Below are 24,264 nucleotides of genomic sequence, written 5' to 3'. Positions count from 1 at the left end.
GAAAGATATTAGCTATGCGTGATTTAATTTGGTTAATTCCTTTATTGCCGTTGATTGGTTTTGTCATCAATGGAATAGGACGACAGGTGCTTTCAAAAAGTTTAGTTGGATTTATCGGTAGCGGTACCGTATTTATTTCGTTTTTATTGAGCTGTACTCTTTTTGTATCCATTTATGAGGCGCGTGCACTTGGTGAAACAGGTAGGATTAGCCAACATATATTTGATTGGATTAAAATCGGGAATTTGGAAGTCTCACTTTCCTTTTTAGTGGATCCTCTAAGTGCGATTATGTTATTGGTAGTAACAGGTATTGGCTTTTTGATACATATCTATTCGATAGGTTATATGCAACATGATGGAGGATTTGCAAAGTACTTCGCTTATTTAAATCTCTTTATCTTTTTCATGTTGGTCTTAGTCATGGGATCCAATTATTTGGTCATGTTTATTGGTTGGGAAGGTGTTGGACTTTGTTCTTATTTACTGATCGGGTTTTGGTATAAAAACAGTGATTATGGTGCAGCGGCTAAGAAAGCCTTTGTGATGAATCGTATCGGAGATTTAGGTTTCCTAATTGCGATCTTTTTTATCTTAAATACTTTTGGATCCTTGGAATTTTCCACCGTGTTTGAGTCTGCAAAAAGCTTTCCTGTAGGAGATCTGACGATCTTAACCATTACGCTATTACTCTTTGTAGCAGCAACCGGTAAATCGGCTCAGATTCCTTTATTTACCTGGTTGCCCGATGCGATGGCTGGTCCAACTCCCGTTTCTGCTTTAATACACGCAGCAACGATGGTCACCGCAGGGATTTACATGATTGCCCGTTCAAATATCTTATTTGTATTATCACCTTTGACGCTTCAGATCATTGCGATAATAGGCGTTTGTACCGCTCTATTTGCTGCAGCAACTGCACTGACACAGAACGATATTAAAAAAGTGTTAGCCTATTCTACAGTTTCCCAATTGGGTTATATGTTCTTGGGATTAGGAGTTGGTGCATTTACTGGTGCTTTCTTTCATGTTTTAACACATGCCTTTTTTAAGGCTTTACTCTTCTTGGGTGCAGGCTCGGTGATACATGGCATGAGTGATGAGCAAGATATGCGAAAAATGGGAGGTCTTAAAAAGGCTTTACCCATCACGTATATGACCATGCTGATCGGGACTATTGCCATTTCCGGTATACCTCCATTTTCTGGTTTTTTCTCTAAAGATGAAATTTTAGCATATGCTTTTGCTGCTAATCCAGTTTATTGGGTATTGGGATTTATTGGGGCATTGATGACTGCCTTCTACATGTTTAGGTTGATTTATTTAACTTTCTTTGGTTCTTTTAGAGGTACGGACGAGCAGAAACATCATCTTCATGAATCGCCTAAATCCATGACTTTACCATTGATCGTGTTGGCTGTGCTGTCTATCTTTGGTGGTATGCTTAATCTTCCTGAGGTATTGGGAGGTCAGGCTTGGCTAGCAACATTTCTGTCTCCTGTTTTTGCTGATGGAGCAAGTTTGCAACACATGCATACAATAACCCACAGTACTGAATATATGTTAATGGGAGTTTCTGTAGTAGGGGTTTTGGTTATGGCATTTGTTGCCTATAACAAATATGTGAAGCAGGGATCGGTGCCTGAACATGATCAAGTGAGCAGAACAGGCCTTGCAAAACTTTCTTACCATAAGTTTTATGTGGATGAGATTTATGAATTATTAATTATAAAACCGATTAATTGGCTTTCCGTATTTCTAGCAAGAATAGTTGATAGCTTAGGAATAGACGGTTTAGTCAATGGAATTGGTAAATCGTCCTTTATGACTGGAAAAGGAGTTCGCCTTTTACAAAGTGGAAATGTGGGTTTCTATCTTTTACTGATGGTCGTTGGAGCGATAGCCATCTTTTTATACGGTTTATTGAGTTTTTAACATTGTAATAGCTATTTGATCATCAATGGATAACCTATTTTTACTTATTCTAACTCCTATTATCGGTGCTATTTTTTTGTCCTTTGTATGTGAACATACATTAGCGAAAAGAGGAGCACTGGTTCTGTCTTTGATTACACTGGGTCTGACTATTCCTTTTATCTGTCAATTCAATCCTGAAGGCGACTTTAATTATGAACAGTCTTATCCTTGGATAACTGCTTTTGGTGTTAACTTCCATATTGGGGTTGATGGTATTAGCTTGCCTTTGTTAGCACTAACTAATTTTTTAGTCCCACTCATTGTTCTGACCACTTTTAAAAAAGCCTTTAAAGGCAATTTCTATGCTTTAATGTTTTTCATGCAAAGTGGTTTGATGTTGGTTTTTTCTGCTATGGATGCTTTCACATTTTATGTGGGCTGGGAGGTTGCCTTGATTCCGATCTATTTTATCTGTGCTCTCTGGGGAGACGGGGACCGTATCCGGGTCAATTTGAAATTCTTTATCTATACTTTCTTTGGCAGTTTATTGATGCTGGTAGCGATTTTATATCTACATCAGCAAGTCGCGACCAATGATTTTGAATGGCATTCATTTGTTTCCTTAGATTTAGATGCCTCGACGCAAAGGTGGATATTTTGGGCCTTCTTTATTGCTTTTGCAATAAAAATTCCAATTTTTCCTTTCCATACATGGCAGCCAGGAACTTATACTCATGCTCCTGCGGCGGGAACGATGCTCTTGGCCGGAATTATGTTAAAAATGGGTATTTATGGTCTGATGCGCTGGCTTTTACCTGTTGTACCTGAAGCGGTTGCTATTTACGGTCAGCTGGCAATGATTTTATGTGTTTTTGCAGTTGTGTACGCGTCTATTATTGCGATACAACAACAAGATTCGAAACGACTGATTGCTTATTCTTCTATTGCTCACGTTGGACTAATTAGTGCTGGGGTATTTACTTGGAATGTGACCGGAATGAGTGGTGCCATGATCCAAATGATCAACCATGGAGTTTCTGTCGTTGGATTATTTTTTGTGCTTGATATTATTCAGGATCGTACCGGATCAAGAGATTTGCGAGACTTAGGCGGCATAGCCAAGAAAGCGCCGCGCTTAGCGATCGTATTTTTAATTATTATCATGGGCGCGATTGGTTTACCACTGACAAATGGTTTTATTGGAGAGTTTTTGCTTTTAAAAGGAATTTATGAATATGGCGTTTGGTTCGCTGTTTTTGGTGGATTAACACTTATTCTTGGAGCTGTTTACATGCTTCGTTTATATCAAAGAACAATGCTTGGCACAACTTCCGAACGAACAGCACATTTTGTTGATATTTCAGGTGTCGAATTGTATACTTTGATCATTATCTCAGCAGTGATTATTTATTTAGGAATTTTTCCAAACAGCTTATTGCATATTTCTTCAGCGTCTGTATCCGTTTTGGCTACATTCCTGGGGAGATAATTTTAGACTTAAACTTTACGAATAATAGATTCGATTATGGGGGCGATTATTACTTTATCAATATTAGCATTATTGGTACTATACTTAGGATTATTTAAAGCAAATAAATCATTATTACCGGTAGGTTTAGTGGGCTTGCTTGTTGTTAGTGGACTATTAATTAAAGATTGGCAAATAGATGCCTCTCCATTATACAATGGGATGATTTTATTTGATCATTATGCGATAGCCTTTTCAATATTATGTACTTTCGTAACAATATTGATTTTTATACTATCTAAAGGTTATTTCACGTCTTCAAGTGATCATGTGGCTGAATATTATACTTTATTGTTGTTCTCATTGCTTGGAGCTGTTCTGGTTAGTAGTTATCATAACTTAGCCTTACTTTTTTTGGGGATCGAGATTATGTCTGTCGCACTTTATATCCTGGTCGGAATACGTAAGAAAGATCCATCCTCCAATGAAGCAGCGATCAAGTATTTTATCATGGGGGCATTCTCGACAGGCTTTTTATTATTGGGAATAACCCTCTTGTATGGCGCATCTGGATCTTTTGATCTGATGATGATTAGAGACTATGTAACCATGCATCCGGGTGCGATATCACCTTTATTTTACGGAGGAGTGTTGTTGATGATTATCGGTCTGACTTTTAAAGTTGGTGCCGCTCCTTTTCACTTCTGGACGGCAGATGTATATGATGGGGCACCGATCTTAATTACGAGCTTTATGAGCACAGTGGTTAAAGTAGCGTCCTTCGCTGGCCTATTAAGATTATTTACCTTTTCGCTTTTGCCACTACAAGATTTTTGGACACCTATATTCTTAGGAATTGTCGTGCTTACATTATTTATTGGTAATCTTTCAGCTTTAATGCAATCCTCATTTAAGAGGATGTTAGCTTACTCAAGTATTTCACATGCAGGTTATATGCTTTTTGCTGTGATTGGTATTGGAGCTAGCTCTGCGAATTCAATTTTTGTTTATGGAGCTTCTTATTCTTTGGCTACTGTTACTGCCTTTGCAGCTTTGATTTTAGTAAAACGGGCTGTTGGCTCAGATCATTTCGAATCATTCAATGGATTGGCGAAAAAGAATCCTTATTTAGCAGCAATCCTCACTATTGCTATGCTGTCTTTAGCTGGTATTCCGTTAACAGCAGGTTTTATTGGTAAGTTTATGATGTTCAGTTCAGTAATGGCACAGTACCATATTTTACTTTTGTTCATTGCGGTTATTAATGCAGCGATCGCGGTATATTATTATTTAAAAGTGGTTGTATCGATGTATTTCAGGACTGCAGAGGGGAAAAGTATTCCAATAAATTCCAATTACGTTATTCTATTTATTGTGACTACTTTTTTAACGATTTTAATCGGAGTCTATCCGAATTGCTTTATGGAGTTAATTTAAAGGGAGTTTAATTAATATACTTAATGCATAGTTTGTAAAAGCTATGCATTTTTTATTTTGATTTCATGCCTTATAATTTAAAGACAAATTGTATATTGTCAGTAGGAATAAGTAATTGCTGATATTCATGAAGTTTTTAATACCGATTATAACTACAATAAAAAGACTTTTTATTATTGCTGTTGTGCTGGGTATTTTAACAAGCCTAGGATTTGCACAGCGAAATGTTAAAGGTCGTGTCATTGACGGTAAAACTGGAAAAGGAATTCCTTTAGCTAGTATCTCCTGGAGTGGTCATAGTGGAGGCACTTCGGCAGATACCCTTGGCAATTTCAGTATTGTCCTCCGGAATGAATATGACCAGATTGCCTTTCGGGCCGTCGGTTATGAGATTAAATTAATTGATCTTAATACGGTTCAAGATTCGGTATTAAATGTATTACTTTTTGGTAAAGACAATAAAATTGGGGAGGTGGTTGTCAATGCCAAAGGTCGTAAATATAAAGATCCTGCCTTAGCACTGATTGAAAATGTCATTTCGCATAAGGATGCAAATCATATCTCCAGATTAAATCATATTCAATATGAGGAGTATGAAAAATCACAATTTGGTACGGTAGATTTTAAAGTAAAGCCAGGAAGATTGCCAGGTAAATTAAGATTTTTGTTTGAAAATAAAGATACAGTGAGTATACCTGGTAGTTCTATTTTACCTTTTTTCTTAGAAGAAAGTGTCTCGGAAGTCTATTCTACCTTCAAACCTTCGCGGAAGAAAAAGATTATTACAGGACATAAGGTTACAGAATTAAACAAGCGTTATATCAATAATGCCAATATCCAAAGTTATTTTCAAGATCAATTTCGAAATATTGATCTCTACGAGAATAATATCCAGCTGATAAGTAAAGCCTTTTTAAGTCCGATAGCCGGTAATGCTCCTTCTTATTATAAGTATACAATAAGGGATACGTTAGTTAAAGATGATGTACGCTATATCGAATTGCATTTTGAAGCAAAATCAAAGATGGACGTGCTGTTTAAGGGATCAATATGGGTCTCCGATGATGACCGTTATGCCGTTTATTACGCAGAAATGGAACTTGGTGAAGAGGCCAATATTAATTGGGTTAATGGAATTAATATAGGTCTTGAGTTTGAAAAGCATCCTGCAGGACAAATGTTGCCAAAACGCGCTAACCTACAGATCTTATTCGGTACAGATAAGGGGAATGCACTGTACGGGAAAAAGGAAACTTATTTCTCAAAATATAAAGATGAAGCGATAAATGATGAGCTATTTAAAGGTATTCCGATTGAAAAGCGCTATCTGGAACAAAAAGATTCTGTACAATGGGATCGGGTTAGAGTAGTGCCGCTTACAGAAACTGAAGCTAAGACTTACGTCAATATTGATTCTCTTTCAGAAATGAAATCGATTAATCGATTAATCTCAATTGGATATTTTTTAGTAAGAAGTTATTATAATGTTGGAAAATTTGAATTTGGTCCTTTAGAATATACCTACAGTTTTAATGAAATAGAAGGAAGTAGAATTCGATTAGGGGGTAGAACAACGGAATTGCTTTCGAATAAATTCTTTTTTGAGGGGTATGTTGCCTATGGTACACGAGATCAAGAATTTAAATATTACCTCAATGTAGCGCAATCTTTAAATGGAAAATCTATCGTACAATTTCCTGCACATTATCTTTCGGCAACGATTCAACATGATGTTATGGAACCTGGTCGAGGTTTAAGCTATCTGAAAGGCGATGGTTTTTTTCAGTCCTTTCGAAAGAATAAACCTACAAAATGGTTATGGAATGATATCTACCGTCTTGAGCATTTAATTGAATTTGGAAATCATTTTAGTGTGAGTACCATGTTGACAAGAAATGAAAGACAGGCCGCTGGGACCTTGTCTTTTGTCACAGGAAATGCTTCGCCAGATACGATTGCTGCGATCAACACAAATGATATACAGATCAAGTTACGTTGGGCACCTGGAGAACAGTTTTATTATAGAAATTTAGAGCGAACGCAGATCCGGAATAAATTTCCGATTCTGACTTTGCAATATAACAAAGGATTAGATGGTTTCTGGAATGCAAATCAACGTTATGATGCTTTAAGGTTCAAGATCTTTAAAAAGATATTTATGTCTCCTGCAGGAACAGCAGATATCGAATTTAGCGCTGGTAAGATATGGGGCACGGTCTATTATCCACTATTAGAGATGCCAGATATTCAAACGGATAAATCGGGGCCTTTGCAAAATTTTGATTTGATATCAAATATGGAATTTGTTGCAGATCGTTTTGTGAAGCTTGCTTATTACCACCATTGGGATGGCTACATATTCAATAGGATCCCTTTATTGCAACGTTTAAAGTGGCGCGAGGTAACAGGTTTCAAGTTTTACTATGGACAAATCAGTGATCGAAATAATCCGGAATTTAATAAAAATCAGATTCAGTTTGACCGTGATGACGATGGTCTTGTTAAAACGCGGGTTATGGGCAATCAACCTTACATGGAAGGAATAGTAGGCATTGACAATATTTTTAAAATTTTTCGAGTTGAATATAAAAGAAGATTAACGTATTTAAATTATCCAAATGTATCCCGTGATACCTATGGTGTATCACTTCATTTAAATTTTTAGAATTTATGGAATATCAACATCTCTTATATCAAGTGGATAAGCATATTGCTTACATTACAATCAACAGAGCATCTGCATTGAATGCTTTGAACCAACAAACATTGACAGAGCTAGAGGCAACGCTTCTCGAAGCAAAGAAGGATCATGATGTCAAAGGAATTATTATTACCGGCGCAGGTGAAAAAGCATTTGTAGCAGGAGCTGACATTAAAGAATTTGTAGATTTAAGTGAAGCCGAAGCGAAACTTCTTTCACAAAAGGGGCATTATATTTTTACGGAATTGATCGAACAATCACCGAAACCTGTCATCGCCGCAATAAATGGATTCGCGCTCGGCGGAGGTTTAGAATTAGCGCTTGCCTGTCATATGCGCTTTGCTTCAGCAAACGCAAAATTGGGTCTTCCAGAAGTTTCTTTAGGTCTTCTTCCGGGTTATGGCGGCACACAAAGATTGACGCAATTGGTAGGACGTGGACGTGCATTACAGATGATCCTGACAGCTGATTTGATCAGTGCTGAAGAAGGGCTGAGAATCGGGCTTATTAATGAAGTGCTGGATGCCGCTGATTTAATGAACCGAGTGGAAGAGGTTTTGGAACGTATATTTTCAAGATCAGGAACGGCGGTAACAGCAGCAATTGATGCGGTTAATGCATCAAACGAACAAACAAGGGATGGCTATCAGGTGGAGATTAATCATTTTGCTGAACTTTTTGTAACGCGTGATTTTAAAGAAGGTGTTGATGCCTTTTTAACCAAGAGAAAGCCAAACTTCTAGTTATTATTTGCTTCTTCATATCGCGTTTTAAGCTATTATATTTATTGATCATCGTCTCAAATCATTTTATCCATCCGCGTTGTTACCAAAGTAATCAATGCCTTGCCTGTAGTTCACAAGACGTTGTCTGGATGATCAGTCCTTGTTTGATGGATAACTGTATGATTTTAGCTGGAGCAGTATTTTTCTTTTCTTCTGTGGACGTTTGTTTTATAGGTATATAGCGTGGCGGTATCGCATATTGACAGGTATGACCATGGTGACCATGCTGTCGTATCTCAACAAACAAAAGCCAAGGTTATTTAAAAGATAGCGGGATTGCAAGTTGGTGTCGAGGTAGCAATGGCCAATAGCGTCTTGAAGGTTGTCGAGATCGATGTCGATCTAAACGTTATTGCGCAACGGGAGTGTGGCTTCGCACTATGGCGGCAAGCTTTCGGCATAGGACGAAACGACTCTGCTATGTGGGGAACTGACACAGACATAGGTCGAAAAGATTTCGCCACTTGGGGAAATGATGCAGACAGAAGAAGAAGCTATTCTACCATGTGGGGAACTGACACAGACGGTTGTCGAAATGATTTTGCCACGCGGGGAAATGAATAAGACGGTTATCGAAACGATTTCGCCGCACGGGGAAATGACGCAGACGGAGGTCGAAACGATTTCGCCATAGCGCGAAATGACCCAGACATTCTGGAGATTCTTTCCGCCATAGCGCGAAATGAAGGTTTCATGAAATTAAACGCGTTCTTAATTTATACTTATAGTCTCTTTTCTAGGAATGATAACCTGGTTTTACGGTATGATAGTAGTGATGAAATTTATCCCAAAAAATTAAATATTCTATTTTACATGAGCCCAAAAATGGCTAAAGTGACCGAATTATATCAAAAATAATCAAAATGGAAGCTCATAAAATACTAAAAAATACGCGTCCCGATTTTTTCTACAAGGTAGATATTGTTGTTATTGGTGCAGGGCAGGCGGGTTTGTCTGCGGCCTATTATCTGAAAAAAGCAGGAATCGAACCTGGAAAAGGTTTTGTCGTTTTGGATGATGAGTTTGCTGCAGGTGGCGCTTGGCAACATCGCTGGGACTCATTAACGCTTGATAATGTTAATGGGATTAATGATCTCCCAGGAATGGGATTTTCAGATGCCGTGGATACCACGGATACTACACTGCAAGCGAATACCGCTATTCCGAAATATTACGAGCTGTATGAAAAAAAGTTTGAACTTCCGATTATTCGTCCTATAAGGGTGAGTGAAGTAACAGCGCGTAATGGACGATTTATGATACATACAAATGGTATTCAATTTAGTGCTCGCGGATTGATAAATGCAACCGGAACTTGGAAAACTCCCAATTGCCCCAAGTATCCGGGCTGGGAAAAGTTTAAAGGCAGACAGTTACACACTGGAGAATATATAAATGCGGATGAGTTTGTTGGAAAGCATGTTATCGTTGTAGGTGGCGGAATCTCAGCCATTCAACTGCTGGGTGAAATTTCTCAGGTTACCCGGACCACATGGGTAACCCGTAAACCTGTAGATTTTAGAAAAGATGAATTCACGCCCGATGCGGGAAGGGCGGCTGTTGCTCTGGTAGAAAAAAGAGTACGTGAAGGTTTGCCTCCAAACTCGGTTGTATCGGTCACAGGCTTGCCTCTTACACCAGCTATTGAAAAAATGTTACGTGATGGGGTTCTGGATCGTAAGCCAATGTTTAAAGAGATTACCGAAACAGGTGTCAGATGGGAAGATGGAACGACTTTGGATGCTGCTGTTATTTTTTGGAATACCGGTTTTAAACACTCTCTGGATCACCTTGCTCCACTGGGTTTGATCAACGATAAGGGGGGTATCGAGCTATCAGGAAGACTGGCCACGCAGGTTACAAAAGATCCACGCATTCACTTAACGGGCTACGGTCCGTCAGCTTCTACAATTGGAGCTAATCGTGCTGGAGGGGCAGCTGCAAGAGAGTTAATTGCATATTTAAAGTTGTGAACGACTATTTGACCTAGCAAAGAGTAATACAAGATGTTATGAAAGTATATACCATCTAAAAAAAGCGACGGTTAGGTCGCTTTTTTTATGGGTAAGTTGAAGATTGGAACTTCTTTCCTAATACTATCTTTTGTTGATGCGGTCTTTAAATTGGCTAAAACCATCCATAAAGGCTTCCACAATTATTCTTCCTGCAGGGAGGTGTTTAAGATCATAGTCGAATGTAGCATTTATAATAGCTTTATACTCATGTTTCTGCCATACGGTGCCATCAACAGTGATTTGCACGGTCATATCGCTTGGTTTATTGGATACGACATTCAATTGCGTATGGTCCACTACCGATCTTGGGTATAGAGAAAAGGCGTATCTGCCTGTTGTGGTATCTAGTTCTAACCCCTTCACAGCATTGAAACTGAACATTTCACCGATCCCGCAATCGCTTTCGAATGCATGGATCAAATTTCCTTTTAGATCAAATATGCGAAGATGACCATCTCCATTTGCCGGCTGTGCCCAGAATTGTAATCCATTGCCTGCAGTATCGATGAGACGTAGTGCATGTTTACCTTCCGAGAGGTGTATCGTATCTGTGTATAGGGTCACAGGTTCTAACTGCGCTGCGGTTTTTTGAAAGATCGTATCTTGTTTAGCATTTAAAAGGAAAATGTTATTGTCTTTAGGCTTATTATTCGTTAATAATTGTAGGACAAAAGTTGCTGGAAATTTCTGTGCAGCAGTAAAGATCGCTTGCATGTTATTGTCTCCGGACCAAGCATCTTTCTTTCCGTTGGGTTGATTAAGCGTGACAAGAAATACATTTTCGCCATCTTTTTCCTGAATCTCCCCGGGGAGTATCACTTCGGCCACTTGATTGAAAGGAAGATTTCCTTTCCAATGGAATGTTTTAGTCGGAAAACCCTGTGTTCCATATACAATAGTGAGTGAACGAACAGGGTCTGATCCTAAGTTTCTAAACATTATACGAGGGCCTGAGCTAGCCGGATTTAAACGGGAAAATCGTTGTTCATCATTGGGAACCATTATAGCTTCCACAGCGACATCTGTTTTTTGATTCGGGGCGGTGTACTCAAACAAATACGCGGCTATATTTTCAGCAGCCTGTATGTTGTCGATGGCTGTATAAGGCTCCATTAATAAAGATACTTGATGACTGCCTAGCTTTGTCCATACATCGATCACATCAGGTTGTTGTAGGTCGCCCGGACACCAGTACGCCCGGTCAAATATCCAGGTACCACCTTGTGGGTAAAGTGGGTTGTCGCCACATTTTTTCCACATATCACGTTTATCAACGATTTTTCCGTCCACAGAAATTTCGCGCCAGCGGCTGCAAAACTCACTGCAGCCACGTGGTTTGTCCATACCGTGACCGGTGTGCTGTATGCGTATTCTGCTTAATGCCGCTCCAGCTGTAGACTGATAATTTACCGGTAAAAGGTTATCCTCAATCTTCTCGTTGGGATCTCCATATTTATAGGCCTTATTCCATAAAGGTTTTATACCAAGTGGTGTAACAACAGGAGGACCGGATAAGATTTCAAAATCTATCGTAAGCGCCCAACCGACTGTTTTATCTTCAAAGCCTGAATGCACATATACAATTTCCACACTATCTCGGAGAAACGGAGCGAAGTCTGTGACATCAACCTGCCATTTCCAGTTCCATCCTTTGTTATAAATACTGCCATATGGTGTAAGCATCCTACCCAGTTCATAGTTAAGCTCAGAACCATTTGTACCGCCTTTGCGACGCAATATAATATGATCCAAATAATCCCAGTGGGCAGTATGGAGACTATCGGGGCTTCCCAAGGTAACATGCATGGTTACTTTTCTGATGGAAGCATCTGTTTTAGGAAATAGACCCCATGCAGGGTATGGCTTTTCACCTTTAATGGGATCGCAAATAATAGTAGCACGGTTATGCGTAACAATGTGGCTTATCGCTGGTTTTTGAGCAACTGCTCGATAACAGATGATGAGTGCAAATAGGGTTAGGAAAGATTTTATGTTCATTAATTTGAAAAAATATTATTTAAGAAACTGCATAAAGATAAGATGTTTTACGCAATCTTATTATGAGGAAGGTGTGGCATTATTTGTATCTCAAATTTTGATCAATAAAAAAAGCGACTCTTTTGAAGTCGCTTTTCGTAGCCCGTAGGGGAATCGAACCCCTGTTTCTAGAATGAAAATCTAACGTCCTAACCCCTAGACGAACGGGCCATTTGTTTATTAATGTGATGCAAAGATAAGCGCATTTTTTACTCTTGCAAAATAAATGTGGTCCCTTTTACGTAACTCTTTGAATTTGAATAAAATTATTTTTTTACAAGGTCTTTATTTGAGGGTAAATCAAGCTTATTCGACCACATAAGCTAGTAAATACGCATTGAACTTCTCATAATGAACATCGAAGTGACAATCATGATATTCACTTTTTAAATGTAATTTCAAAATTCCTTCATCCTGATATTGAAAAGGAGCAATGGTCATATTATGAAGAAAGGAGACGCCGCTATTACCCTGCAATTTATACACAGCCTCTTTAGCACTCCAACAAGCATAGAGCTGCGCTATGCGGTTTTCGCCTGAGGTAATGAAGTCAAGTTCTTCTTCTTTTAAGAATTTATGCGCAATGCGCTCCACTTTGGATTTGATAAGCTCCATATCAATACCTACCTCGCCCACCGAACTGATAATCGCTCCTGCATAATCAAAAGAATGAGTGAGTGATATTTTTTGCGGAAAATTGGCTAGGTATGGTTTTCCGTTTGCATCAGAAGGACAATCAATATAAGCAGTCGTGTTTAATAACGTGCGTAAAAGGACGCGTGTAGCGAGCCAATGTAAACGACGCTTACCATTGGATAGGCTGATGAGTTTCTGTTCTTCTAATGCGTCTAATTGCAGTTGATTAGACAATGTTTGTTCATCTTCTTCAATACGCCAAATTGCAAATTTGGTATGCTGATCCAATTCTCGTAGGTATACTAAGCTCATAATCAAACTTAGTTAAATTTGTTTTCATTTAAAAGGAGCTTCGTCTGTAAATAAGCGGTTTTTCAGCTTTATTTTTTGATATGAACTTACTACGACCTGATGAAGCATGATAAAAATTAATACCTAATATTTCCAGAAGAAATATTAGGAAATGCTGTAAAATATCAACGATTACCGTATTTTTGAAAAAAATGGTTGCTGTTCACTTTTCTAAACGATTGGGAGTCAACTTTAACCTATACAAATATTGAATAATCATGATTTTATCGGATAAACGTATACTAGAAGAAATTGAAAATGGCAATATCGTTATTGAACCATATGATCGTAAATGCTTGGGGACAAACTCGTACGATGTTCACTTAGGTAAACATCTGGCGACCTATAAAAACCGTGTTTTAGATGCGAAACATCATAATGAGATAGATCATTTTGAAATTCCGGAAGAGGGATTTGTTTTAGAGCCTAATACATTATACCTCGGGGTTACGTTAGAATATACCGAAACGCATAAACATGTTCCCTTCTTAGAAGGAAAATCGAGTACGGGTCGTTTAGGTATCGATATTCATGCTACTGCTGGAAAGGGTGATGTTGGATTTTGTAATACGTGGACATTGGAAATTTCATGTGCACAGCCTGTTCGCATCTACGCAGGAATGCCAATAGGACAACTTATTTATTTCGTAGTTGAGGGAGAGGTGGAAACTCTTTATAATACAAAGGGAAATGCAAAATATAATACCAAGACGACCAAGCCTGTGGAGTCTATGATGTGGAAAAACTCATTTTAAAATAAAAAAGAGCAAAGACTTTAAAATCTTTGCTCTTTTCGTTTGAAATCTGCTTAACCTCCAAATTCCATTAAATAGGCTTTTAAGAATTCGTCCAAGTCACCATCTAGCACAGATTGTGTATTAGAGGTTTCGTAATTGGTTCTTAAATCTTTAATTAATTTATAGGGATGTAATACATAGTTTCTTATTTGAGATCCCCACTCGATTTTCTTTTTATTACCCTCGATTGCGTCCGTTGCCTCTTGGCGTTTCCGCATTTCGATTTCATACAGTTGTGATTTCAAAAGTCGAAAGGCATTTTCTTTATTTTGTAATTGTGATCTAGATTCCTGATTCTTAATAATAATACCAGTTGGCTTATGGTGTAATCGTACTGCAGTTTCTACTTTATTTACGTTTTGACCTCCAGCACCACCTGCACGGAAAGTATCCCACTCAATTTCAGAATCTTTGACCTCGATTTCAATGTTGTTGTCAATTAAAGGGTAGACATAAACAGAGGCAAATGAAGTATGACGCTTGCCGTTTGAATCAAAGGGCGAAATACGAACTAAACGGTGTACACCATTTTCACCTTTTAGATAACCATATGCAAAATCTCCGGAAATTTGGAGCGTGACAGTTTTTATTCCTGCAACTTCTCCTTCTTGCGAATCCTGTTCAGTTACTTTATAACCATTTTTCTCACCCCACATGATATACATACGCATCAACATGGCCGCCCAGTCACAACTTTCTGTTCCGCCGGCTCCAGCAGTAATCTGCAGAATGGCGTCTAGCTGATCTTCTTCGGCGCTTAGCATGTTCTTGAATTCTAATTCTTCCACCGCTTCTAAAGCAATATGATACTGTTCATTGAGCTCCGCTTCCGTAGCGTCGCCGGCTTGATAGAATTCATATAATACACCCGTATCATCGACAGCTGCGGCGACCGAATCAAAGTGATCCGTCCATACCTTCTGTACTTTGATAGACTGTAATATTTTTTCTGCAGCTTTTGAGTCGTCCCAAAAATTAGGCTGTAAGGTAATTTCTTGGTCTTTTTCTAGCAGTTCTTTTTTGACATCGATGTCAAAGATGCCTCCTCAGGGAAGTTACACGATCCCTCAAATCTTGAATTTGTTCTTTGGTCATAATAACAAAGATACGGCTTTCTGTAGGAAATGCCCAAAAAGCTGCGGTATGAACTTCGGTTATCGGAGTAAATTTTTATATTTCCTCAATAGTATAGTTTTTAATGGAAGAGGAGAAATCAATAACTTTGTTTATAGATATGGTACAATTAACATTGTAAATAAAACAAATTTATCTAAGTTTGATTAAAATAGAAAAATATGTTACCAAAAATAGATTTTACTCAGACAGCGGCTTACCGCTATTTAGCCGATCATTATATTCGTATAAACGAGCATAGCTTAAAAGATTTATTTGCTGCAGATGACTTTAGATTTGAGAAATATAGTATAGAATTTAATGATTTGCTTTTAGATTATTCAAAAAATAGAGTGAACGATGAGACGTTAGCTTTATTACGCCAGTTGGCCAAAGAGTGCCAATTAAGCGAAGCTATAGAAGCAATGTTTCAGGGAGAAAAAATCAATGAAACAGAAGGCCGTCAGGTATTGCATACAGCTTTGCGCAATCAATCTGGAAAAGCAATATTTGTTGACGGTCAAGACGTCATGAAAGATGTAAATGCTGTTTTGGCACAGATGGAGTCATTCACGAACCGCATTCTATCCGGTGAATGGAAAGGCTATACTGGAAAAGCGATTACCGATGTGGTGAATGTAGGTATCGGAGGATCTGATTTAGGTCCAGTAATGGTGACGGAGGCTTTAAAGGCTTATCGCACACATTTAAATATGCATTTTGTATCTAATGTGGATGGAACACATATTGCAGAGGCTATTAAAAACCTTGATCCAGAGACAACCTTGTTCCTGATTGCATCAAAAACTTTTACAACACAGGAAACGATGGCAAATGCAAATACTGCTCGGGATTGGTTCTTAGAGAGTGGGGCACAACAGACTGATGTGGCGAAGCATTTTGCAGCGTTGAGTACGAATACCGCTGCTGTTGCCGCATTTGGTATCGATACTAAAAATATGTTCCAATTTTGGGATTGGGTTGGTGGACGTTACTCGCTATGGTCTGCGATCGGTTTATCGATCAGTTTAGCTGTTGGTTTTGATCATTTCAAAGAATTATTAACGGGCGCATTTGAGGCCGATGAGCATTTTAGAACAGCAGCATTTGAAGAGAATATTCCGGTTACTTTGGCATTGTTAGGTATTTGGTATAATAATTTTTTTGAAGCAGAAAGTCACGCAATCTTACCATATGATCAATATTTACATCGCTTTGCAGCGTATTTCCAACAGGGAGATATGGAAAGTAATGGTAAGTGTGTGGATCGTAACGGTAATGCTGTGGATTATCAAACAGGTCCAATTATCTGGGGTGAGCCTGGTACAAATGGACAGCATGCTTTTTATCAATTGATACATCAAGGAACTAAATTAATCCCTTGTGATTTTATTGCACCTGCTATTAGCTTAAATCCTATAGGCAAGCATCATCAGATGCTACTTTCTAATTTTTTCGCCCAGACAGAAGCATTAATGAATGGAAAATCTGAGGAAGTTGTTGTTGCTGAACTAAAAGCCGCGGGTAAATCGGAAGAAGAAATTGAAAAGCTGAAAGCATTTAAAGTGTTTGAAGGAAATAGACCTAGTAACTCTATATTACTTAAAAAAGTAACACCACGTTCTTTGGGTACTTTGGTTGCGCTCTATGAGCATAAGATATTTGTACAAGGGATTATCTGGAATGTCTTTAGTTTCGATCAATGGGGGGTAGAATTAGGGAAGCAGCTTGCGGGTCAGATTTTACCAGAATTAGAGTCAGAAGATATCATTACGACACATGATTCGTCGACAAATGGTTTGATTAATCAATACAAAGCTTGGCGTTTATAAATGTTAAGGAAATAAAAAACCCGGGGTTAATGTTTTAACTCCGGGTTTTTTTATGTTGTTATTTTTATAAGGATAGAATTTCAACTATCCTTAATAAATCCTGATTGATTGAATCAATGTGTTTAATTGCTTTTTTGAAAGATATAAATTGTACTTCGCCATGCACTAAACCCGCCATTTCACCTTTGCGCCCCTCTAGGAGAGCCTCTACAGCGGCAACACCTAATCTACTGGCCAATACTCTATCCATGCAAGTTGGGCTTCCGCCACGTTGTATATGACCTAATATCGATAAACGAACATCATATTTAGGAAAGTTTGCTTTGATTCTTTCTGACACAACCATTCCACCTTCCGAATCGCCTTCGGCAACAATGATGATACGTGAAGATTTGCTTTTGCGTGTTTTATCTAAGCGTTTCATGATGGCGTCGTAATCCACATTAAACTCAGGGATTAAAACGGCTTCAGCACCTGTGCTGATACCCGATCTTAACGCAATCAATCCCGAATCTCTACCCATCACTTCAATTACAAAAAGACGGTCATGAGATTCTGCTGTATCTCTAATTTTGTCAACAGCCTGTATAACGGTATTTATAGCCGTGTCGTAACCTATTGTAAAGTCAGTACCAGCAAGGTCATTGTCAATTGTACCTGGAAGACCGATGATAGGAATATCAAATTCTTCTAGAAATTTGGATGCACCTGTAAAAGTTCCATCGCCACCAATAACAACAAGAGCATCAATACCAGCAGCTTTTACATTTTCATAAGCTTTCTGACGACCTTCAATAGTTCTGAATTCATCACTTCTTGCTGTTTTTAAAATGGTACCACCGCGTTGTATGATGTTCGCGACAGATTTAACGTCCATGGCATACATATCGCCACTGACCAGGCCGTCATAGCCTCTTTTAACACCAAAAACATTTAAACCATTATATATACCTGCTCTAACTACCGCGCGAATGGCAGCATTCATTCCTGGAGCATCTCCTCCAGAAGTTAATACTGCTATATTTTTAATATTACTCATAATTCAAACTTAATAAATCTTATTTCGGTTTGCAATATAAACCAGTTGAATGAAAAAAACAACTTATTTGGGTTATCTATTTGTAAATTGATCACCCAAATAAGTTGCGATTGCTTTTATTCTTTGCTCGTACTGGATTCGATTCAACAAAATCAACGCCCCATGGAGTCTTTATTTTTTTGCATGGAACGCATCTATACCACTTTGTAAGTATTGCGCATAGGCAACAGGATCGTAATTTGCTCCTGAAGGTGGAACCAAAACGTTTCCTTGCGTATCGACAATCACATAAAGAGGCTGTGAATTACTATTAAATTTCGAAGCTTGAAAATCTGAATTTTTGTTTCCGATATTCTTGATTCTCTTTCCTGAATAAGTTGAAATAATTTGTTCTTCTTTAGGTAATTCAGTACGGTCATCCACAAATAGCTCTGCCATTACAAAACCTTCTTTTAATAATTTTGCCACCTTAGGATCTGTCCAGACGTTTGCCTCCATCTGTCTGCAATTAACGCAATTCCATCCTGTAAAATCAATTAGAACTGGTTTGTTCAATTCTTTAGCAGTTTCTAATGCTTGGTCGTAGTCATAGTAAGGATCAAATCCTTTAGGAGTACCACGTTTATGGAATATCTCCGCATATTTTTTCACTTTACCATCCGAGTGTGCCGGAGCGCTTGCTATTCCTGCAGATAAATCAAAATCCTGAGTTGCAGATGGTGGTAAAAATGCGGATATAGATTTCAAAGGAGCTCCCCATAGTCCCGGTATCATGTACATCACAAAAGCAAAGACTGTGATCGCTAAAAATGTACGTGGTACGGATAAGAATTTGAGCTCACTATCATGAGAAAACTTAATTTTACCAATCAGATAGAGTCCCATTAAACCGAAAATAACGATCCATAAAGAAAGGAATACCTCGCGATCAAACCAATTCCAATGGTAGGCGAGATCAACATTTGATAAGAATTTTAAGGCTAAGGCCAACTCCAAAAATCCGAGGACTACTTTGACACTATTTAACCAGCCTCCAGATTTTGGAAGGGATTTTAATAATGAAGGGAACATTGCGAACAATGCAAAAGGAATTGCTAAAGAAATAGAAAAGCCAAGCATACCGATTGCTGGGCCTAAGCGCTCGCCTTTAGAGGCTGCTTCCACCAACAAGGTACCTATAATCGGTCCTGTACAGGAAAAGGAAACTAAAGAAAGGCTAAATGCCATGAAAAATAGACCTACCAAACCACCTTTGTCCGATTTGGCATCCATTTTATTGACAAATGAACTTGGTAGCGTGATTTCAAATGCACCAAAAAATGATGCTGCAAAGACGACTAATAGAAGGAAGAATAAGAAGTTAAAGATACCATTTGTAGAAAGTGCATTAAGAGCATCAGAACCAAATAAAATAGTAATGATCATGCCCAGTGCAACATAGATAATGATGATAAATAATCCATATAGTAAAGCTTTACTTATTCCACTGGCTCTGGATCCTGATTGTTTTGTAAAGAAACTGACAGTCAACGGTAACATAGGAAAGATACAAGGCATCAATAATGCCATAAAACCTCCTACTAAACCTGCGATGAAAATACCCCAAAGTGATTTTTTTTCTTCGGGAACTTGATCAATTGCTGTTTGCGTCAGGGCTTTAGTTGTATCCTGACTTAGGGTATCAGGACTTTCAGAGAAAACCAAATCCTCTGTCACTTCAACAGGGGATGTTGTATCAGCAGATTCTGAAAATTCGATTCCTTCTACACTAAGTAAAGAGTCTTGTGCTGTTGCAAAAGAAAGAACAGGAATAAATAAACTGAAAATAACGAAGTAGATAAAAAATAGTTTCTTTTTAGCCATTATATATAGAGTTCTAAGATAATTTGTAAAATTAAAAAAAGACATTGAGAATCACCTTATTGTTTAGTAGTTGTAAAGTCAATTTTACTATCTAAAGGTAATCTTACAGGCATTTATTCGTCATCACAGGCGTACATATAATAAATCGCAGAAAATTAACATTTCATGAAGTGATTTGGATTCGCACGCTAATAAGAAAACGCTATTCAACTAACCATAGTGAGTTAGCTGAATAGCGTTTTGTGCACATATATGCTGTTATTTTTTTACTTGATTGCTACAGAAAATGCGTAATCTGTTGGTGGAAGACATTGTGTTTTATCGCAAGCTTGGTATTCTACACTACCTTTTACAGTTGTTGTTCCTTTATTTAATTTTACTTTTTGCTGAAAAATCACCTCTTTTTTAAAGTAGCCTACATTCATTTTAAAGACCTCTTCGTATTTTGTTGCTGCTTTAGGTTCAGCTGTTTTACCATTTAGTGTATAATCTTTAGATGCAGGAAATGTAAATGAGGTTGGTATAGGGCCATTTTCACCGACATTTTGAGAATAAATGTGCCAACCGTCTTGAATAGTGGCTTTGATAAAGATAACAGCTTCCTTATCATTTAATTTTTTTGAAGCAACAGTCCATTTAACAGGATCGTGGATTTGAGCTACTGCTCCTGAAATAGCAAAAAATAGTACTGCTATTAATAATGTTAATTTTTTCATGGAATATATTTGTTTTTTTATTGTTACAAAGCTATCATTAGCATATTTATTATTTTCAATAAACGATAGGCATTGATGGTTTTTTCAGAATATTTTAATATTAAAAACTTTCTATACAAATCATGCTCTTGCTATAAGACCGTAGAAAATAGCTAAAGTTTAATTTCTTTTAGCAAATTTACTTTTTTGGTCCAATATATTTATCGGAGCAGGGTAAATATTTTGTTGCTTAAAGGACATATTTAATCTCTTGGAGATTGAACTCTTTTATTTTATTTGCGATTTGAACCTGTAATAAGCCATTTGAAAGTACTTGTATTATTTTCCCTTCAATTTTTGTTTCATTGACCATATATTTTTTAATCTGGTCTCTTCTAAAAAGATTTTGATTGTATGCTAATAGTTGCTGATCTTGATCCTGGTTTTTTAACCGTTTGTATTCTATATCTAAAAATTGATAAAGTTCTGTCGCTAGCGATTGTATGTGATAGGGTTCTTCTTGTTTGCTGATCGATTTTAGTGAGGTAATATGTTGGGTATCGCCAAATGACGTCTGATTTATATTAATACCGATGCCAATAACACTTGTCGCGATTTTATTCCCTTTTATCGTGTTCTCAATTAATACACCTACTATTTTTTGGTCATTAACATAAATATCATTTGGCCATTTGATTTGCACTTTTTGGTCTGTTTTTGTTTTTAACCAGTTAAATATTCCGAGACATATGGCGCACGATAAGGTAAATTGTTGATCTATTCTTAAAAAATGCGGATAAATGAGGATTGATGTTATGATATTTTTACCAGGTTCGCTTTTCCAAATATTGCCCCTCTGACCTTTCCCCGCGAATTGTTCTACTGCTAAAATGGCAGAACCTTCGTCCTGTGGCTTGAATTTTGACAAGTTTTCTTTAAAATAATCATTTGTGGATGCCACTCGATCGACAGTAATTACATTTTGACCGATAATAAGTCCTGAAAATGTGTTATTTTGCAAGGTGATAATTTTTTAATTGTATACAATAGTCAAAACTATAATTTTTTTTAATGGATAAAAATAAAAGTTCAGAATTGTCAACGCGACTGTCAGAGGTGGTGGTATATGGAATGCAAGAGAAGAAAGCAAATGAAATAGTGCGATTGGATTTGAGAAATATTAACAGTTCTGTTTCCGATTATTTTGTAATTTGTCATGCAGATTCCCATATTCAAGCGCAAGCAATTGCGAAAAGTGTAGAAGATGAAGTCTATAAAACATTTGGTCAAGATCCACAATATAAAGAAGGCCAGAGTCTTGGCGAATGGTTGATCCTTGACTTTGTAGATGTAGTTGTTCATATCTTCAAGAAAGAAAAAAGGGCACTCTATGCGATCGAGGATTTATGGGGTGACGCTCAAATTCAAGACTTTCAAAGTGCTTAATTAAGATAGAAAAAATAGAATTAAAACGATATAAATAAGAAAGAATGAAGAAAATACCAACTGGTAAAATAACCCCAAAACCGCCCAAGTTTAATGTCATGTGGCTTAGTTTTGCTTTGATATTGGTTTTTTTTGCCCTACAATACGTTTTTAGTGATAATTCGGCTAAAAAAATCACGTACAGTGAATTTGAATCTACCATTTTACCAACAGGTGATGTAGAAAGATTAGAAGGTACTAAGAAAAATGATCTTGTACATATTGATGTTTATATCAAGAAAGATCGTTTAAAAGATGAAAAATATAAAAATGTGGCTCCAGGAGCAAATGCATTGTCATTGAACCCTGAAGTAGGCCCTCAATATTACTTCACTGAAGCTTCAGCTGATATTTTGGCTTCAAACTTAAAAGCGGCGCAAGAAAATCTTCCTGCAGGTACACCGCGATTGAGTGTAAGTTATGAAGATCGTTCTAACCCATGGGCTAATTATTTTGTGACCTTTATTTTACCACTTGTTGTGATGGTATTATTATGGTTATTCTTGATGCGTCGTATGAATGGTGGTGGCGCTGGCGGTGGCGGTCAGATATTTAATATTGGTAAATCTAAAGCACAGCTATTCGATAAAGAATCTTCTATTAATATTACTTTTAATGATGTTGCAGGTTTAGAAGAAGCCAAACAAGAAGTAATGGAAATTGTGGATTTCTTGAAAAACCCACGCAAATACACAAACCTAGGTGGTAAAATTCCTAAAGGGGCATTATTAGTAGGCCCTCCGGGAACCGGTAAAACGTTACTTGCGAAAGCTGTGGCAGGTGAAGCACAAGTTCCTTTCTTCTCTTTATCAGGTTCTGATTTTGTTGAGATGTTTGTGGGTGTCGGTGCTTCTCGTGTTCGTGATTTGTTTAAGCAGGCAAAGGAAAAAGCACCATGTATCATCTTTATCGATGAGATTGATGCTATAGGCCGTGCACGTGGTAAAAACTCCATGATGGGTGGTAATGATGAACGTGAAAATACTCTAAATCAGCTTCTTGTTGAGATGGATGGTTTTGGTACGGATTCAGGTGTTATTATTTTAGCCGCAACCAACCGTATTGATGTATTAGATAGTGCATTGTTGCGTCCGGGACGTTTTGATAGACAGGTTTCTATTGATAAACCCGATTTAATCGGTCGTGAGCATATTTTTAAAGTTCACCTGAAACCGCTAAAGTTATCGGAAGAAGTTGATGCTAAAAAACTGTCGGCACAAACTCCAGGATTTGCTGGGGCAGAGATTGCCAATGTTTGTAATGAGGCGGCTTTAATTGCGGCACGTAAGAATAAGACAGAAATTGATATGCAAGATTTTCAAGATGCGGTAGATCGTGTTATTGGAGGTCTTGAGAAGAAAAATAAGATCATTTCACCAGAAGAGAAGAAAATTGTTGCTTACCATGAGGCTGGTCATGCGATTGCAGGTTGGTTCTTAGAGCATGCTGATCCATTAGTGAAAGTATCTATCGTGCCTCGCGGCGTTGCTGCACTGGGATATGCGCAGTATTTACCTAGAGAGCAGTTCTTATATACGACCGAACAGTTAGTTGATAGTTTGTGTATGACAATGGGTGGACGTGTAGCTGAAGATATCACATTTGGACGTATCTCTACGGGTGCACAAAATGATTTGGAAAGAATTACAAAATTAGCATACGCAATGGTTGCTATCTATGGTATGAATGATAAAGTTGGGAATGTTTCGTTCCGTGATGGATCTGAACAATTTCATAAACCTTATTCTGACAAAACGGCAGAGTTAATTGATTCTGAGGTACGTAATTTAATTACTGACGTTTATGCAAGAACAAAACAATTATTGTTAGATAAACAAGAAGGTTTGATTGCGATCGCCGAAAAACTTTTAGAGAAGGAAATCTTATTTCAAAGTGATCTGGAAGAAATTTTGGGAAAACGTCCTTTTGATACGAAAACAACGTATGATGAGTTTGTGAATAGTGGAGATGGTGGCGGTGTTCCGCAAACAGATCTTCCATTAGATGTGTTACCTGAAGAGGCGAGCAGCGCAGAACCCAAAGTAGGTATTAAAGAAGAGGATAATCCAAACGTATAAATTTTTAATTCTACAG

19 protein-coding genes and 1 tRNA gene are annotated in these 24,264 nt (G+C 37.7%); 11 read left to right on the top strand and 9 right to left on the bottom strand.

The annotated features are described in order from the left end of the window. Nucleotides 1-14: 14 nt before the first annotated feature. The 5 genes from nuoL to ACFS6I_RS18895 all read left to right on the top strand — a co-directional run bounded on the left by nuoL (nucleotide 15) and on the right by ACFS6I_RS18895 (nucleotide 8,265). Nucleotides 15-1,934 (top strand): NADH-quinone oxidoreductase subunit L, encoded by a 1,920-nt coding sequence (gene nuoL / locus ACFS6I_RS18915; RefSeq protein WP_380922998.1) that lies wholly within the window; start codon nucleotides 15-17, stop codon nucleotides 1,932-1,934. A 25-nt stretch (nucleotides 1,935-1,959) separates the two neighbouring features. Further along, nucleotides 1,960-3,405 carry a complex I subunit 4 family protein gene (locus ACFS6I_RS18910; protein ID WP_380922996.1) on the top strand — a complete coding sequence of 482 codons (1,446 nt, stop codon included), beginning with the start codon at nucleotides 1,960-1,962 and terminating at the stop codon, nucleotides 3,403-3,405. Between the two features lie 36 nt (nucleotides 3,406-3,441). Next, nucleotides 3,442-4,821: an NADH-quinone oxidoreductase subunit N gene (locus tag ACFS6I_RS18905; protein WP_380922994.1), complete on the top strand. Its 1,380-nt coding sequence runs from the start codon at nucleotides 3,442-3,444 to the stop codon at nucleotides 4,819-4,821. Nucleotides 4,822-4,948: 127 nt separating this feature from the next. Then, on the top strand, nucleotides 4,949-7,486 hold the full coding sequence (locus ACFS6I_RS18900) for a DUF5686 family protein (protein ID WP_380922992.1): 2,538 nt from the start codon (nucleotides 4,949-4,951) through the stop codon (nucleotides 7,484-7,486). 5 nt (nucleotides 7,487-7,491) lie between these two features. Further along, nucleotides 7,492-8,265, top strand: coding sequence for an enoyl-CoA hydratase/isomerase family protein (locus tag ACFS6I_RS18895; protein WP_380922991.1), 774 nt, complete (start codon nucleotides 7,492-7,494; stop codon nucleotides 8,263-8,265). A gap of 94 nt (nucleotides 8,266-8,359) precedes the next feature. Here the strand turns inward: ACFS6I_RS18895 and ACFS6I_RS18890 are convergent, their stop codons facing one another. Further along, nucleotides 8,360-8,554: a hypothetical protein gene (locus tag ACFS6I_RS18890; RefSeq protein WP_380922989.1), complete on the bottom strand. Its 195-nt coding sequence runs from the start codon at nucleotides 8,552-8,554 to the stop codon at nucleotides 8,360-8,362. Between the two features lie 29 nt (nucleotides 8,555-8,583). Here ACFS6I_RS18890 and ACFS6I_RS18885 point away from each other — a divergent pair, with 29 nt between their 5' ends. Then, nucleotides 8,584-8,871, top strand: coding sequence for a hypothetical protein (locus tag ACFS6I_RS18885; protein ID WP_380922987.1), 288 nt, complete (start codon nucleotides 8,584-8,586; stop codon nucleotides 8,869-8,871). Nucleotides 8,872-9,170: 299 nt separating this feature from the next. Next, a complete protein-coding gene (locus tag ACFS6I_RS18880; protein ID WP_380922985.1) occupies nucleotides 9,171-10,280 on the top strand; it encodes an NAD(P)-binding domain-containing protein in 1,110 nt (369 codons plus the stop codon). Between the two features lie 123 nt (nucleotides 10,281-10,403). Here ACFS6I_RS18880 and ACFS6I_RS18875 read toward each other — a convergent pair whose 3' ends face one another. The 3 genes from ACFS6I_RS18875 to ACFS6I_RS18865 form a co-directional block, all read right to left on the bottom strand. Then, on the bottom strand, nucleotides 10,404-12,320 hold the full coding sequence (locus tag ACFS6I_RS18875) for a peptide-N-glycosidase F-related protein (RefSeq protein WP_380922983.1): 1,917 nt from the start codon (nucleotides 12,318-12,320) through the stop codon (nucleotides 10,404-10,406). A gap of 138 nt (nucleotides 12,321-12,458) precedes the next feature. Then, nucleotides 12,459-12,530 (bottom strand) — tRNA-Glu (locus ACFS6I_RS18870). 135 nt (nucleotides 12,531-12,665) lie between these two features. After that, nucleotides 12,666-13,307, bottom strand: coding sequence for a 4'-phosphopantetheinyl transferase family protein (locus ACFS6I_RS18865; RefSeq protein ID WP_021191394.1), 642 nt, complete (start codon nucleotides 13,305-13,307; stop codon nucleotides 12,666-12,668). A 257-nt stretch (nucleotides 13,308-13,564) separates the two neighbouring features. Here ACFS6I_RS18865 and dcd point away from each other — a divergent pair, with 257 nt between their 5' ends. After that, nucleotides 13,565-14,101 (top strand): dCTP deaminase, encoded by a 537-nt coding sequence (dcd, locus tag ACFS6I_RS18860; protein ID WP_021191395.1) that lies wholly within the window; start codon nucleotides 13,565-13,567, stop codon nucleotides 14,099-14,101. A 53-nt stretch (nucleotides 14,102-14,154) separates the two neighbouring features. On the opposite strand, the gene prfB is transcribed toward dcd, so the two are convergent. Then, a protein-coding gene (gene prfB, locus ACFS6I_RS18855) for a peptide chain release factor 2 (RefSeq protein ID WP_132769946.1) occupies nucleotides 14,155-15,238 on the bottom strand; the annotation gives its coding sequence in 2 pieces (ribosomal slippage) (nucleotides 14,155-15,177 and nucleotides 15,179-15,238; 1,083 coding nt in all). 200 nt (nucleotides 15,239-15,438) lie between these two features. Between prfB and pgi the strand changes: the two genes are divergently transcribed. Continuing rightward, nucleotides 15,439-17,088 carry a glucose-6-phosphate isomerase gene (pgi, locus tag ACFS6I_RS18850; RefSeq protein WP_380922980.1) on the top strand — a complete coding sequence of 550 codons (1,650 nt, stop codon included), beginning with the start codon at nucleotides 15,439-15,441 and terminating at the stop codon, nucleotides 17,086-17,088. Between the two features lie 64 nt (nucleotides 17,089-17,152). Here pgi and pfkA read toward each other — a convergent pair whose 3' ends face one another. The 4 genes from pfkA to ACFS6I_RS18830 form a co-directional block, all read right to left on the bottom strand. Continuing rightward, complete coding sequence (gene pfkA / locus ACFS6I_RS18845; RefSeq protein WP_208700860.1) at nucleotides 17,153-18,127, bottom strand: 6-phosphofructokinase; 975 nt, start codon at nucleotides 18,125-18,127, stop codon at nucleotides 17,153-17,155. Between the two features lie 171 nt (nucleotides 18,128-18,298). After that, a complete protein-coding gene (locus ACFS6I_RS18840) occupies nucleotides 18,299-19,990 on the bottom strand; it encodes a protein-disulfide reductase DsbD family protein (RefSeq protein ID WP_380922978.1) in 1,692 nt (563 codons plus the stop codon). 266 nt (nucleotides 19,991-20,256) lie between these two features. Then, nucleotides 20,257-20,706 carry a protein-disulfide reductase DsbD domain-containing protein gene (locus ACFS6I_RS18835; protein ID WP_021191399.1) on the bottom strand — a complete coding sequence of 150 codons (450 nt, stop codon included), beginning with the start codon at nucleotides 20,704-20,706 and terminating at the stop codon, nucleotides 20,257-20,259. Nucleotides 20,707-20,935: 229 nt separating this feature from the next. Beyond that, nucleotides 20,936-21,706 carry a biotin--[acetyl-CoA-carboxylase] ligase gene (locus tag ACFS6I_RS18830; protein ID WP_380922976.1) on the bottom strand — a complete coding sequence of 257 codons (771 nt, stop codon included), beginning with the start codon at nucleotides 21,704-21,706 and terminating at the stop codon, nucleotides 20,936-20,938. A 50-nt stretch (nucleotides 21,707-21,756) separates the two neighbouring features. Between ACFS6I_RS18830 and rsfS the strand changes: the two genes are divergently transcribed. Next, nucleotides 21,757-22,131 (top strand): ribosome silencing factor, encoded by a 375-nt coding sequence (gene rsfS / locus ACFS6I_RS18825; protein WP_021191401.1) that lies wholly within the window; start codon nucleotides 21,757-21,759, stop codon nucleotides 22,129-22,131. A gap of 44 nt (nucleotides 22,132-22,175) precedes the next feature. Next, nucleotides 22,176-24,248, top strand: a complete 2,073-nt coding sequence (gene ftsH, locus ACFS6I_RS18820) for an ATP-dependent zinc metalloprotease FtsH (RefSeq protein ID WP_183917892.1) — start codon at nucleotides 22,176-22,178, stop codon at nucleotides 24,246-24,248. Nucleotides 24,249-24,264 lie beyond the last annotated feature (16 nt).

Origin of the sequence: Sphingobacterium anhuiense (genome assembly GCF_042686355.1) — a bacterium.
In the GTDB taxonomy this organism is placed as follows: Bacteria; Bacteroidota; Bacteroidia; order Sphingobacteriales; family Sphingobacteriaceae; genus Sphingobacterium; species Sphingobacterium anhuiense.
The sequence above is the reverse complement of the archived record's forward strand: the minus strand, read 5'-3'. Positions and strand labels throughout refer to the sequence as shown.

Excerpts from the sequence above, each read along its gene's own strand:
- nuoL (WP_380922998.1), top strand. The coding sequence starts at position 15 with ATGCGTGATTTAATTTGGTTAATTCCTTTATTGCCGTTGATTGGTTTT.
- ACFS6I_RS18910 (WP_380922996.1), top strand. The coding sequence starts at position 1,960 with ATGGATAACCTATTTTTACTTATTCTAACTCCTATTATCGGTGCTATT.
- ACFS6I_RS18905 (WP_380922994.1), top strand. The coding sequence starts at position 3,442 with ATGGGGGCGATTATTACTTTATCAATATTAGCATTATTGGTACTATAC.
- ACFS6I_RS18900 (WP_380922992.1), top strand. The coding sequence starts at position 4,949 with ATGAAGTTTTTAATACCGATTATAACTACAATAAAAAGACTTTTTATT.
- ACFS6I_RS18895 (WP_380922991.1), top strand. The coding sequence starts at position 7,492 with ATGGAATATCAACATCTCTTATATCAAGTGGATAAGCATATTGCTTAC.
- ACFS6I_RS18880 (WP_380922985.1), top strand. The coding sequence starts at position 9,171 with ATGGAAGCTCATAAAATACTAAAAAATACGCGTCCCGATTTTTTCTAC.
- ACFS6I_RS18875 (WP_380922983.1), bottom strand. The coding sequence starts at position 12,320 with ATGAACATAAAATCTTTCCTAACCCTATTTGCACTCATCATCTGTTAT.
- ACFS6I_RS18865 (WP_021191394.1), bottom strand. The coding sequence starts at position 13,307 with ATGAGCTTAGTATACCTACGAGAATTGGATCAGCATACCAAATTTGCA.
- dcd (WP_021191395.1), top strand. The coding sequence starts at position 13,565 with ATGATTTTATCGGATAAACGTATACTAGAAGAAATTGAAAATGGCAAT.
- pgi (WP_380922980.1), top strand. The coding sequence starts at position 15,439 with ATGTTACCAAAAATAGATTTTACTCAGACAGCGGCTTACCGCTATTTA.
- pfkA (WP_208700860.1), bottom strand. The coding sequence starts at position 18,127 with ATGAGTAATATTAAAAATATAGCAGTATTAACTTCTGGAGGAGATGCT.
- ACFS6I_RS18840 (WP_380922978.1), bottom strand. The coding sequence starts at position 19,990 with ATGGCTAAAAAGAAACTATTTTTTATCTACTTCGTTATTTTCAGTTTA.
- ACFS6I_RS18835 (WP_021191399.1), bottom strand. The coding sequence starts at position 20,706 with ATGAAAAAATTAACATTATTAATAGCAGTACTATTTTTTGCTATTTCA.
- rsfS (WP_021191401.1), top strand. The coding sequence starts at position 21,757 with ATGGATAAAAATAAAAGTTCAGAATTGTCAACGCGACTGTCAGAGGTG.
- ftsH (WP_183917892.1), top strand. The coding sequence starts at position 22,176 with ATGAAGAAAATACCAACTGGTAAAATAACCCCAAAACCGCCCAAGTTT.